Origin of the sequence: Dechloromonas hankyongensis, from assembly GCF_022012295.1 — a bacterium.
GTDB lineage: Bacteria > Pseudomonadota > Gammaproteobacteria > Burkholderiales > Rhodocyclaceae > Azonexus > Azonexus hankyongensis.
Genome location: NZ_JAKLTN010000002.1, coordinates 687,336 through 699,938 on the forward strand (window position 1 = coordinate 687,336; position 12,603 = coordinate 699,938).

Here is a 12,603-nt window from a genome sequence, read left to right on the forward strand (position 1 = left end):
AGAAATTTCAGGGCCTGCCGCCGCTTACTCCCACTCGATGGTGGCCGGCGGTTTGCCCGATACATCGTACACGACCCGGTTCAGACCGCGCACTTCGTTGATGATCCGGTTCGACACCCGGCCGAGCAGTTCGTACGGGAGGTGCGCCCAGTGCGCTGTCATGAAGTCGCTGGTAACCACGGCGCGCAGGGCGACGACGTTCTCGTAGGTGCGACCGTCGCCCATCACGCCGACGCTCTTGACCGGCAGGAAGACGGCGAAAGCCTGGCTGGTCAGGTCGTACCAACTCTTGCCGACGTCAGCCGCGGCACAGGCGCCGGATGCCACATCGCGCTCGGTGGCGTGCGTGGCGCGCAGTTCGTCGATGAAAATGGCGTCGGCGCGCTGCAGCAGGGTGGCGGCTTCGCGCTTGACCTCGCCGAGGATGCGCACACCCAGCCCGGGGCCCGGGAACGGGTGGCGATAGACCATTTCGCGCGGCAGGCCCAGCGCGACGCCCAATTCGCGGACTTCATCCTTGAACAGCTCGCGCAAGGGTTCCAGCAGCTTGAGATGCATGTCTTCGGGCAGGCCGCCGACGTTGTGGTGGCTCTTGATGGTGTGGGCGCCCTTCTTGCCCTTGCCGGCCGATTCGATGACGTCCGGATAGATCGTGCCCTGGGCTAGCCACTTGGCAGCGGAGAGCTTCTTCGACTCGGCCTGGAAGACCTCGACGAATTCCTTGCCGATGATCTTGCGCTTCTGCTCCGGGTCGCTGACGCCGGCCAGTTTGCCCATGAAGGCATCGACGGCATCGACGCGAATGACCTTGACGCCGAGGTTGCGGGCGAACATTTCCATGACCATGTCGCCTTCGTTCAGGCGCAGCAGGCCGTGATCGACGAAAACGCAGGTCAGCTGGTCGCCGATCGCCTTGTGGATCAGCGCCGCGGCAACGCTCGAATCGACGCCGCCGGACAGGCCGAGAATGACTTCCTCGTCGCCGACCTGGCGCTGGATCGCATCCACCGCCTCGGCGATGTAATCGCCCATGACCCAGTCGGTACCGCAGCCGCAGATGCCGTGCACGAAGCGCTCAAGGATCGCCCGGCCCTGTTGGGTGTGGGTGACTTCGGGATGGAACTGCACCGCGTAGAACTTGCGGCTCTCGTCAGCCATCGCGGCAATCGGGCAGGAGGCAGTTGACGCCATCTTGACGAAGCCAGCCGGCAGTTCCATGACCGAATCGCCGTGGCTCATCCAGACCTTCAGCATGCCGTGGCCTTCCGGGCTGTAGAAGTCGGCGATGTCGTTCAGCAGCGCTGTATGGCCGTGGGCGCGGACTTCCGAGTAACCGAATTCACGGGCCTTGCCGGCCGCCTCGGCGGTCATCACCTGGCCGCCCAGCTGCTGGGCCATGGTCTGCATGCCGTAGCAGATGCCGAGCACCGGGATGCCCAACTCGAAGACGACGTTCGGGGCGCGCGGCGTGTCACCCTCAGTCACCGAGCTCGGGCCACCGGAGAGGATGATGCCCTTGGCGCCATAGTTGCGGATGAAGTCTTCAGAAACATCGTAGGGATGGATTTCGCAGAAGACCTTGGCTTCACGCACGCGGCGGGCGATCAGCTGGGTGACTTGGGAGCCAAAATCGAGAATGAGGATTTTTTGATGGGACATTTTCAGTGCCTTGAATGAACAAGGGCGGCTCCATGAGCCGCCCTGAGGACCATGAAGACGATCAGTCGAGGTGGTAGTTCGGGGCTTCCTTGGTGATCTGCACGTCATGGACGTGCGATTCGCGGATGCCGGCCGAGGTGATTTCGACGAAACAGGCGTTGTCGTGCATATGGGCGATGGTCGGGCTGCCGAGGTAACCCATCGACGAACGCAGGCCGCCCATCAGTTGGTGGATCACGGCGAGCACGGAACCCTTGTAGGGAACGCGGCCTTCGATGCCTTCCGGCACGAACTTATCGACGTTGGCGGTGGCTTCCTGGAAGTAGCGATCGGAGGAACCGGCCTGCATGGCGCCGAGCGAACCCATGCCGCGGTACGACTTGTAGGAACGGCCCTGGAACAGTTCGACCTCGCCCGGTGCTTCCTCGGTGCCGGCGAACAGGCCGCCGAGCATGACCGTATTGGCGCCGGCGGCGATCGCCTTGGCGATGTCGCCGGAATAGCGGATGCCGCCGTCGGCGATCATCGGCACGCCGGTGCCCTTCAGCGACTCGGAAACATTCTGGATAGCGGTGATCTGCGGCACACCGACGCCGGCAACGATCCGCGTCGTGCAGATGGAACCGGGGCCGATGCCGACCTTGACGCCGTCGGCGCCCATATCGACGAGCGCCCGCGCTGCATCGGCGGTGGCGATGTTGCCGCCGATCACTTCAATGTGCGGGAAATTCTTCTTGACCCAATTCACCCGGTCGAGCACGCCCTGCGAGTGGCCGTGCGCGGTATCGACGACGATCACGTCGACGCCGGCTTCGGCCAGCAACTCGACGCGCTCCTCGGTACCGGCGCCGACACCGACGGCAGCGCCGGCGCGCAGGCGGCCGGTGGCGTCCTTGTTGGCCAGAGGATGTTCGGTGGACTTCAGGATGTCCTTGACGGTGATCAGGCCGCGCAGGTGGAATTCGTCGTCGATGACCAGCACGCGCTCCAGACGGTGGGTGCGGATCAGTTCCTTGGCATCCTCAACGCTGGCGCCTTCCTTGACCGTGACCAGGCGCTTGCGCGGCGTCATGATGGCCTTGACCGGCTGGTCGAGATTGGTTTCGAAACGCAGGTCGCGGTTGGTGACGATACCCACCACCTTGCCAGCCTTATCGATCACCGGCAGACCGGAAATCCGGTACTGACGGGTGATTTCTAGCACATCGCGCACCGTCATCAGCGGCGAAACGGTAATCGGATCCTTCAGGATGCCGGACTCGAAACGCTTGACCTTGGCCACTTCGGCGGCTTGAGCCTTGGCGGTCAGGTTCTTGTGGACGATACCGATCCCGCCTTCCTGGGCCAGCGCGATGGCGAGGCGCCCTTCCGTCACGGTATCCATGGCGGCGGACAACAGCGGCAGGTTCAGGGTAATGTTGCGGGTCAGCTTCGTGGCAAGGCTGACATCGCGCGGGAGGACTTGAGAATGTGCGGGGACGAGCAGGACGTCGTCGAAGGTGAGGGCTTTTTGCAGCAGTCGCATGGCCTTTAATCCAAGGTCACAAAATCGTATTATACAGAAAAGACAAGGAAACCCCGATGACCTCGAAATCAATCCTCGTATTGGTAGCTGCCGCAGCCACCTCCGTCGCAGCAATCAACGCGGCTTATGCTGAAACTTACCAATGGAAAGACAGCACGGGGCAAACCGTGATTTCCGACACCCCCCCCCCGTCCAACGCAAAAAGCCGCCGGGCGATTGGTGCACCTCAGCCCTCCGTAGTCAGCGAAAAGCCGGCTGAGAAACCAGCTGATGACGCCAAGGCGCCGGAGAGTCCGAAAACGACGGCCGAGAAAGACTTGGAATTCAAGAGGCGCCAGCAGGAAGCCAAGGACAAGGCTGATAAGCAGGCAAAGGAAGCTGCAGCCGACGCCGAGAAGAAAGATAATTGCGAACGAGCCAAGCGCAATCTGACAGCCTTGGAAAACAACCAGCCCATGGTCACGCTGGATGACAAGGGTCAGCGCAAATTCATGGATACGACGCAGCGCGAGCAGGAACTCGAGCGCGCCCGACGCTTTATCGCCGAGTCCTGCAAATAGGAAGGAACTTGCTGGCTCTCAGCCCTCGGAGGCGTCGGTTTCCCCGGCACCTTTTTTCATGACCTTGCCTTCCGCTGCGCGTTGCTTGCGGACCTCCTTCGGATCGGCGATCAAGGGTCGATAGATTTCGATTCGATCCTTGTCACGCAGCACGGCGTCGAGCTTGGACAATTTGTTCCAGATTCCGAATTTGTTCTTCTTGATGTCGATTTCCGGATACTTGCCGAGCAAGCCGGAAGCTTCCAGCCCCTGCTGTAAGGTCGCCCCTTCGGGAACGGCGACGCGAACAAGCTCCTGCTTGGTGCCCATGGCATAGCAGACTTCGACATTCAATTTTTCAACCATGAGTGGCTCCATAAACCTGGCCTGCCCGACGCACGAAAGCATCGACAAACGTATTTGCGATATGACTGAACACCGGGCCGATAACCTTTTCGAACAGCTTGCTGGAGAATTCGTAGTGCAGCTTGAATTCGATCTTGCAGGCGTTTTCAGCCAGCGGCTTGAAGTGCCACGCTCCCTCCAGCCGGCGAAACGGGCCGTCAACCAGACGAATGTTCATCAGGCGCGGGAATTCCTTGTCGTTTTCGGTGGTAAACGATGATTTCACGGCGTGGTAATTGATATGCAAGGTGGCCACAGTCCGGGCCGCATCGCGGAATTTGACCTCGGTATGGCTGCACCAGGGGAGAAATGCCGGGTAATCCTCGCAACGATCCACCAGTTCGAACATGCGTTCGGCCGATTGCTCGATCAAGACTGTCTTTTCAACCAGAGCCATGCGGTGGCAGTGTTCCTGAATCCTGTAGAATCGCAATTTTAATGGATCGCCAGGCAGCATGAGCATTACGGTCAATAAAAAAGCCTTCCACGACTACTTCGTCGAAGAAAAATACGAGGCGGGCATCGTCCTGGAGGGCTGGGAAGTCAAGGCCATTCGCGCCGGCCGGATGAACATCAAGGAATCCTACGTCATCATCAAGGGTGCCGAACTGTTCCTGATCGGCATGCACATCACGCCGCTGACCACCGCCTCGACGCACAACAAGCACGACCCGACACGCACGCGCAAACTCCTGTTGCACGGCAACGAAATCAGCAAGCTGATCGGCAAGGTCGAACGTGCCGGTTATGCCTTGGTTCCGCTGGATCTGCATTTCCTGCGCGGACGGATCAAGCTCGAAATAGGTCTGGCCAAGGGCAAAAAGCAGCACGACAAACGTGCCGCTGCGCTGGAAAAGGATTCCAAGCGCGAAGCCCAGCGCGCCATGAAGGAACACCAGCGATAAACCGCAATCAGTAGACTTGCATCAATAACCCGCCGAGCCAGATGAAGCATGATGTTCCTAAACGGCAAAACCAAAGCTCGGCCATGAAAAAAATTCGCATTATCCTCGCCGACGACCAGCTTCTGATTCGTGCAGGCATTCGCGCCCTTGTCGAAACGCTTCCCGACTACGAGCTTGTTGCCGAATGTGCCGATGGGCACGAAGCAATTGCCGCATCGCGGCAATACCAGCCGGACGTCATCCTGCTTGACATCGCAATGCCCGGCCCGTCGGGAATTGAAGTGGCGAATGCGGTTCGCCGACTCGATGGCGACATCCGGATTTTGATGCTGTCCAGCATCGATCGTCGGGAAATTATCGACCAGGCGATCAATGCGGGAGCGAATGGTTATCTGCTGAAGGATTTCGTGCTGAGTGAATTGCATGAAGCACTGCAGGCGATCCTAAGCGGCCAGCGCTACCTTTCGCCACGCATTCGCGATACCGAAATCGCCACCACAAGCAACGGTGGGGGGGACGGCAAAACGCATCTGACCGCGCGCCAACTGGAGGTTCTACGCCTCGTCGCCTCGGGCAAGACGACCAAGGAAATCGCCCGCGATCTCGGTATCAGTCCGAAAACAGTCGAATTCCATCGCAGTTGCCTGATGCAACGGATCGGCGCCCACGACGTAACCGGGCTGACCCGCTTTGCCGTCCAAAACGGCGTGCTGTGCTGAGCTGACTTGACCGGCCTAGCCGTGCCGGCCGGCTAAAAAAACCTTCATTTCCGAAGCCATGCAATGCATGCAGGCGATCAGCGACTCCGCCATCAGCTTCCAGTCGCTGAGAACATCGCTTGATGGCGCCTTGTCCATGTGGTCACGCACCGATTCTTCGAAGGCCTTGGCCAGATCGACGCAGCGATGGCCAGAAAATAACACGCAGCTGCTCCGGATATTGTGCAGCGCATCGAGGAGCGCCACACTGTCACCAGCCTCCAGCGCCAGATTAAGGCGTTCCGACAGCGCCGGATAGTTCTCCAGAAACAAGCCAACCAAGCGCATAGTGGTCGCTTCGTTTCGGCCGAGATTGACCATCAGGTAGTCGAGGTTGCAAAAGCCGCTATCCTGCTGCGTGAAACCAAGATCCGACATGAACAGCCCCTAAGCTTTTTGTATTGTTTGGTCATAGCTTATGAGCAAGGAGGTGCCTTGGTGAACTGGGCGTTACCCTAGTCCCGCGAGGGTTACAGCCTGCCTATCCAGAAAAAGCGCGCAGAAAAACAAAAAGCCCGAAAGCAACACTGCTTTTCGGGCTTGATGATATGACTGGCGGAGTGGACGGGACTCGAACCCGCGACCCCCGGCGTGACAGGCCGGTATTCTAACCGACTGAACTACCACTCCGCGTCGGGCTTCACCGCCGGTCAGCGATGAGCGGGGCGAATAATAGCACGGCCCCATGGTTGCGGGCGAAATACAACGACTACAATTCACATTTTTCGCCACCAGCCCGACGACATGACCGATACCGGCTCGCTCAACCTTCAGTGGTCACAAGCCATGATTGCCGGTTTTGTCGCGGCGGGCATCACCGATGCCGTCATTTCGCCCGGTTCGCGCTCCACCCCGCTGGCCCTGGCGATGCTGCGCCAGCCGCGCTTGCGCTGCCATGTCGCCATTGACGAGCGAAGCGCAGCATTTTTCGGCCTCGGCATCGCCAAGGCACAACGGCGCCCTGCCCTGCTGCTGGCCACCTCGGGAACGGCGCCCGCCAACTGGTTGCCGGCCATCATCGAAGCCAGCCACAGCGGCGTCCCGCTGATCGCCATTTCGGCAGATCGACCGCCGGAACTGCAGGCCTGCGGCGCCAATCAGACGGTCAACCAATCCGCCATGTTCGCGCCACACATGCGCGCCAGTCACGCCTTGGGGGCGCCGCACCCGGGCTTCGACCCCGGCTATCTGCACCGCCTGGCGGCTCAGATTCATGAACAGGCAAGCTGGCCCTACCCCGGCCCGGTCCATATCAACCAGCCCTTCCGCGAACCGTTGTTGCCTGTCGCGCCGGCGGTCGGCGACGACATTCCAGCACGCTTGCAGGCGGCGCACGCCAGACCACAGCCCGATGCCCAGCAGATCGCCGAACTGGCCAAGCACCTTTCAGGCCGTCCCGGCGTCATGGTCTGTGGCGAGATGCCGGCAAATCCCGGCCAGAATGCTGCCCTGGCCGAGTTGGCCAGCCGGCTGGCCTGCCCGATCCTTGCCGAGCCGCTGTCCGGCCTGCGCTTCGGACCGCACGACCGATCGCATGTCTGCGTCGGCTACAACCGCTGGCTGGATGCTGGCGCAGCGCATGCCTTCCTCAAGCCGGAATGGATACTTCGTTTCGGCGCCTTTCCGGCAACCCGAAATCTGCAAAACTACGTGTCAGGCAATGCCGCGATGCACATCGTGGTCGATCCGTGGCCAAGGTGGATCGATCCGTCGCGTCAGATCACCCATCTGCTGCGCGCCGACCCGACGGCATTCTGCCAAGACTTGCTGCGTAAAAAGCTGGAACCGGCAGCCGACGGCTGGCTGGCTGCTTTCTCCGCACAGGAGAAGCGGGCGATGCAAGATCGCGAGCCGGATCACATCGCTGCCGTGCTGGATGCGTTGCCCGCCGAAACCGCCCTGTTCATCGGCAACTCGCTGGCTATCCGACAACTGGATTCCCTCTCCGGTCATGCCGATAAGACGCTCCACCTCTACGCCAACCGCGGCGCCAGCGGAATCGACGGCAACATCTCGACGGCGGCCGGCATCGCCAGTGCGAAAGGCCGCACGGTCGCCCTGATCGGAGACCTGACCTGCCAGCACGACATCGGTGGCCTGGCCCTGACCCGCGGTCTCGATATCGTGATCGTCACCGTCAACAATGGCGGCGGCGGCATATTCGATTATCTGCCGCAGCACAGCCTGCCGGAATTCATCAAGGGCTGGCGCACCCCGCAGGAGGTCGATTTCGAGCATGCCGCCTTAGCTTTCGGATTGAGCTACCAGTGTGCGCAGTCCACCAGCGGACTGCATAGCGCGCTAGGCCATGCCTTGAGCAGCGGCGGAGCGCACCTGATCGAATTGAAGCAGCTGTGACCAGCTTCGCCCGCCAGGCAAGCAGGTAAAATTCGCCCCCATGACCCCGACCACACCTCACGACCCCAGCCACGCCTCGCCGCTGGGCAAGGCCACCGAATACCAGAGCCACTACGCGCCGGAATTGCTCTATCCCATTCCGCGGCAGTTGAAGCGTAGCGAAATCGGTATCGTCGACGCCGCCCTGCCCTTTGTCGGCGAAGACTGGTGGAACGCCTACGAACTGTCGTGGCTGAATCCCAAAGGCAAACCCGTGGTTGCGGTAGGCAGCTTCCGCGTACCGGCGGACAGCCCGAACCTGATCGAATCGAAGTCCTTCAAGCTCTACCTCAACTCGTTCAACCAGACCAGCTTTCCGACCACGGAAGCGGTCTCGGCCACCATGGCGCGCGATCTGTCGGCCGCTACCGGACGGCCGGTCGATGTTTCACTGCAGCCGTTATCGACAAGGCCTGCCGCAACCATCGGCATCCCGGAAGGCATCCTGATCGACGATCTGGACGTCGCCTGCGACCGCTACCAGCCGGCTCCCGAACTGCTGGCCACCATGCCCGACGAAGTGGTAGAGGAAACGCTGTACTCGCACCTACTGAAATCCAATTGCCTGGTCACCGGCCAACCGGACTGGGCGATGGTCGTCATCCGCTATCGGGGCCAGCCGATCGACCGTGCCGGCCTGTTGCGCTACATCGTCTCCTTCCGCAACCACAACGAATTCCACGAACAGTGCGTCGAGCGGATATTTACCGATCTGCAGGCCCGCTGCCAGCCGCAGGCGCTCGCCGTACACGCCCGCTACACCCGGCGTGGCGGACTGGACATCAATCCCTTCCGCAGCACCGGCGACAACCCCGCACCCGACAACACCCGCGAAATCCGGCAGTAACCCATACTCCAAGAACATGGCAAAAGAAGCAAAAACAGAGCAGCCCAAGCACACCCCCATGATGGTTCAATACCTGGCTCTCAAGGCCGGGCATCCGAACACCCTGTTGTTTTACCGGATGGGCGATTTTTACGAGCTGTTCTATGAAGATGCCGAAAAGGCGGCCCGCCTGCTCGACATCACGCTGACCACGCGCGGCCAGTCGGCCGGCGTGCCGATCAAGATGTGCGGCGTGCCCTTCCACTCCCTGGAGCCCTACCTCGCCCGCCTGGTCAAGCTGGGCGAATCGGCGGTCATCTGCGAGCAGATCGGCGACCCGGCCACCAGCAAGGGGCCGGTCGAACGTGCCGTGGCGCGCATCGTGACGCCCGGCACGCTGACCGACGCGGCGCTTATCGACGACAAACAGGACCTCTGGCTGCTCGCCGTCGCCACGCACCGCAATACCGCCGGCATCGCCCGTCTGAACCTGGCGAGCGGTGAATTCATCCTGATCGAAGTCGCTGTCGAGCAGATTCCGGCCACCCTGGAGCGCATCCGGCCGGCCGAGATTCTCTACCCGGAAAGCTGGACCCCGAATTTCGGCATCGACGCGGCGCGTACCCGCCAGCCGGACTGGTATTTCGACTACGACTCGGCCCGCCGCCTGCTCTGCGACCAGTTTGAAGTCGCCTCGCTGGCCGGCTTCGGGGCCGAGGGTCTGAAACCGGCCATCGCCGCCGCCGGCGCCCTGCTGCAATACGCCCAGGCCACGCAATCGGGCAAGCTGCCCCATCTGCGCGGCCTGACAGTGGAACTGGAAGGCGCCTTTCTCGGCCTTGACCTGGCCACCCGGCGCAATCTGGAACTGACCGAAACCCTGCGCGGCCAGCCGTCGCCCACCCTGTTCTCGCTGCTCGACAATTGCGTGACCAGCATGGGCTCCCGCCTGCTGCGCCACATCCTGCATCACCCGCTGCGCGAACGCGGCATTCCCGCCTTGCGCCACGGCGCCGTCGAAGGTCTGCTCGAGGATTACGGCCGTCTGGCCGGCGAAGTGCGCAAAGCCCTGCGCGGCATTGCCGATATCGAGCGCATCGCCGGCCGCATCGCGCTACGCAACGCCCGCCCGCGCGACCTCGCCAGCCTGCGCGAATCGCTGGCCCGCCTGCCGGAATTGCGCGCGCCGCTAATGGAGCAACCGGCGCCGCTGATCGCCCAGCTTTTTTCCGAACTGCAGACGCCGGAAGGCGCCCTCGAACTGCTGGTCCGCGCCATCGCCGCCGAACCCGGCGCCCAGGTGCGGGACGGCGGCGTCATCGCCCCGGGCTACGACCCCGACCTCGACGAACTCCGCTCGCTGAACGACAACTGCGGCGCCTTCCTGGTCGACATGGAAGTCCGCGAGCGCGAACGGACCGGCATTGCCAGCCTCAAGGTCGAGTTCAACAAGGTGCATGGCTTCTACATCGAAGTCACCCATGCCAACGTCGATAAGATTCCCGATGACTACCGCCGCCGGCAGACGTTGAAGAACGCCGAGCGCTACATCACGCCGGAACTGAAAGCCTTCGAGGACAAGGCGCTGTCCGCCCAGGAACGCTCGCTGGCCCGCGAAAAGCTGCTCTACGAGGCCATCCTGGACGCCCTGCTGCCGGTTGTCCCGACCCTGCAAACCATCGCCCGTGCCGTCGCCCAGCTCGACCTACTGGCCGGTTTCGCCGAATCGGCCTTGAAGCGCAACTGGTGCAAGCCGGAATTCGCGGCCGACACCCAGCTTAGCATCGTCAATGGCCGCCACCCGGTCGTCGAGGGCGAACTGGCCAACCAGGCGGAAACCTTCATCGCCAACGACTGCCTGCTCGCCGAAAACCGCCGCCTGCTGCTGATCACCGGCCCCAACATGGGCGGTAAATCGACCTACATGCGCCAGGTGGCGCTGATCGCCCTGCTCGCCCACATCGGCAGCTACGTGCCGGCCGAATCCTGCGTGCTCGGCCCGCTGGACCGCATCTTCACCCGCATCGGCGCTTCCGACGACCTCGCCTCCGGCCGTTCGACCTTCATGGTCGAAATGACCGAAGCGGCAGCCATCCTGCACCATGCGACGAATCAAAGCCTGGTCCTGATGGACGAAATCGGCCGCGGCACCTCGACCTTCGACGGCATGGCGCTGGCCTTCGCCATCCTGCGCCATCTGGTCGAGAAGAACCGTAGCCTGACGCTGTTCGCCACGCACTACTTCGAGCTGACCCGCCTGTCGCACGAATATTCAGAACTGGCCAACGTGCACCTCGGCGCTGTCGAGCACAACGACCGCATCGTCTTCATGCATGCCGTCGAGGAAGGCCCGGCCAACCAGAGCTACGGTATCCAGGTCGCCGCGCTGGCCGGCATTCCGTCCGCCGTCGTGCGCGCCGCCCGCAAGCAGCTGCGGGAGTTCGAGCAGCGTGCCACCGTCGATCCGCTGCAACCGGACCTCTTCGCCCAGGGCGAGCCGGAACCGCTCGAACCCGAACCGCATCCGGTCATCGACCGGCTGGCTGCCATCGATCCGGACAGCCTGACGCCACGCGAGGCACTCGATGCGCTGTATGCGCTGAAAGGCTTGCTGCGGTGAGATTGGCTTGGAGCAAGGCTGCAATCGGTAGCCTCATTGCTCTCCTGCTGTCCTTGGGCACGCCGGCCGTTGCCGAAACCTGGCGTTTCGCCCTGATCGGCGATACGCCCTATTCCGAGCGTGAGCGAGCCGAAGTGCCGAAAATGATGGCCGCCATCGCCGACCATCCGGTGGCCTTCATCGCCCACATCGGCGATTTCAAGAAAGGTTCGGAGCGCTGCGACAATGCCCTGTTCGAAGACCGCCGACAGCTCTTCGCCAGTAGCCGCGTCCCATTCGTTTATATCCCGGGCGACAACGAATGGACCGATTGTGACCGCCTGAGCAATGGCGCCTATGATCCGCAGGAACGTCTAGCCAAACTGCGAGCCCTGTTCTGGCAGAAAGATGAGTCTCTCGGCAAGCACAGCATGCCCGTGGAGCGCCAGCCCGGCTCCTATCCGGAGCATGCCCGCTTCTCGGTCGGCCCCGTGCTGTTCGTCACGCTCAATCTGCCGGGCGGCAACAACAACTGGGGCATGACCAGCGATCCGCGGCCGGAATTCCTGGCCCGCAACCCGGTCGTCCAGGCCTGGCTGAAGGACAGTTTCGCCGTGGCCCGTCGCGACAAAAAATCAGCCATCGTCCTGCTTTTCCAGGCCAACCCGAGTTTCACGCACTATGGCCAGGGCTTTCCGCATCGGGGCTATCGGGAGTTTCTCGATACCCTGCGCGAGGAAACCCTGAATTTTTCCGGGCAGGTCGTTGCCGTGCATGGCGACACCCATATCAGCCGTGTAGACCAGCCGCTGCGTGACTGCAGCGGTCGTCCGATCCAGAACTTCGTCCGGGTCGAGACTTTCGGCTACCCGATCATGGGCTGGACGGAAGGCATTATCGATAGCGACGCGACGAATCCGCTGCGTTTCATAACCCACCCCTGGCCCCCAGCGTCCCAGCCATAAAAAAACCCGCCGCAGCGGGTTTTTT

12 protein-coding genes and 1 tRNA gene are annotated in these 12,603 nt (G+C 62.0%); 7 read left to right on the forward strand and 6 right to left on the reverse strand.

The features are described 5' to 3' along the window. Window positions 1-24 precede the first annotated feature (24 nt). Together guaA and guaB are read right to left on the reverse strand one after the other, a co-directional pair. Window positions 25-1,659: a glutamine-hydrolyzing GMP synthase gene (gene guaA / locus LZ012_RS11840; RefSeq protein ID WP_275711019.1), complete on the reverse strand. Its 1,635-nt coding sequence runs from the start codon at window positions 1,657-1,659 to the stop codon at window positions 25-27. Window positions 1,660-1,720: 61 nt separating this feature from the next. Continuing rightward, window positions 1,721-3,184 (reverse strand): IMP dehydrogenase, encoded by a 1,464-nt coding sequence (gene guaB, locus LZ012_RS11845; protein ID WP_275711020.1) that lies wholly within the window; start codon window positions 3,182-3,184, stop codon window positions 1,721-1,723. Window positions 3,185-3,240: 56 nt separating this feature from the next. On the opposite strand from guaB, the gene LZ012_RS11850 reads away from it, so the two are divergent. Continuing rightward, entirely contained in the window at window positions 3,241-3,744 is a 504-nt protein-coding gene (locus LZ012_RS11850; RefSeq protein ID WP_275711021.1) for a DUF4124 domain-containing protein, read from the forward strand. Between the two features lie 18 nt (window positions 3,745-3,762). On the opposite strand, the gene LZ012_RS11855 is transcribed toward LZ012_RS11850, so the two are convergent. Beyond that, window positions 3,763-4,089 carry an RnfH family protein gene (locus LZ012_RS11855; RefSeq protein ID WP_275711022.1) on the reverse strand — a complete coding sequence of 109 codons (327 nt, stop codon included), beginning with the start codon at window positions 4,087-4,089 and terminating at the stop codon, window positions 3,763-3,765. Then, a complete protein-coding gene (locus LZ012_RS11860; protein ID WP_275711762.1) occupies window positions 4,082-4,525 on the reverse strand; it encodes a type II toxin-antitoxin system RatA family toxin in 444 nt (147 codons plus the stop codon). The genes LZ012_RS11855 and LZ012_RS11860 overlap by 8 nt, the downstream gene beginning before the upstream one ends. 58 nt (window positions 4,526-4,583) lie before the next feature. On the opposite strand from LZ012_RS11860, the gene smpB reads away from it, so the two are divergent. Both smpB and LZ012_RS11870 read left to right on the forward strand, forming a co-directional pair. Then, on the forward strand, window positions 4,584-5,033 hold the full coding sequence (gene smpB / locus LZ012_RS11865; protein WP_275711023.1) for an SsrA-binding protein SmpB: 450 nt from the start codon (window positions 4,584-4,586) through the stop codon (window positions 5,031-5,033). A gap of 41 nt (window positions 5,034-5,074) precedes the next feature. Beyond that, window positions 5,075-5,752 carry a response regulator gene (locus LZ012_RS11870; RefSeq protein ID WP_275711025.1) on the forward strand — a complete coding sequence of 226 codons (678 nt, stop codon included), beginning with the start codon at window positions 5,075-5,077 and terminating at the stop codon, window positions 5,750-5,752. Window positions 5,753-5,767: 15 nt separating this feature from the next. Here the strand turns inward: LZ012_RS11870 and LZ012_RS11875 are convergent, their stop codons facing one another. After that, the gene (locus LZ012_RS11875) at window positions 5,768-6,169 is read right to left on the reverse strand and encodes an Hpt domain-containing protein (RefSeq protein WP_275711026.1); all 402 of its coding nucleotides are present in this window, start codon (window positions 6,167-6,169) and stop codon (window positions 5,768-5,770) included. Window positions 6,170-6,344: 175 nt separating this feature from the next. Continuing rightward, a tRNA-Asp gene (locus tag LZ012_RS11880) sits at window positions 6,345-6,421 on the reverse strand. A 114-nt stretch (window positions 6,422-6,535) separates the two neighbouring features. Between LZ012_RS11880 and menD the strand changes: the two genes are divergently transcribed. From menD to LZ012_RS11900, 4 genes are all read left to right on the forward strand, one after another. Continuing rightward, a complete protein-coding gene (gene menD / locus LZ012_RS11885; RefSeq protein WP_275711027.1) occupies window positions 6,536-8,149 on the forward strand; it encodes a 2-succinyl-5-enolpyruvyl-6-hydroxy-3-cyclohexene-1-carboxylic-acid synthase in 1,614 nt (537 codons plus the stop codon). A gap of 40 nt (window positions 8,150-8,189) precedes the next feature. Beyond that, window positions 8,190-9,035 carry an NADPH-dependent 7-cyano-7-deazaguanine reductase QueF gene (gene queF, locus LZ012_RS11890; RefSeq protein WP_275711028.1) on the forward strand — a complete coding sequence of 282 codons (846 nt, stop codon included), beginning with the start codon at window positions 8,190-8,192 and terminating at the stop codon, window positions 9,033-9,035. A 61-nt stretch (window positions 9,036-9,096) separates the two neighbouring features. After that, window positions 9,097-11,634, forward strand: a complete 2,538-nt coding sequence (mutS, locus tag LZ012_RS11895) for a DNA mismatch repair protein MutS (RefSeq protein ID WP_420839536.1) — start codon at window positions 9,097-9,099, stop codon at window positions 11,632-11,634. Continuing rightward, on the forward strand, window positions 11,631-12,578 hold the full coding sequence (locus LZ012_RS11900) for a hypothetical protein (RefSeq protein ID WP_275711032.1): 948 nt from the start codon (window positions 11,631-11,633) through the stop codon (window positions 12,576-12,578). The genes mutS and LZ012_RS11900 overlap by 4 nt, the downstream gene beginning before the upstream one ends. The last annotated feature ends 25 nt before the right edge of the window (window positions 12,579-12,603 follow it).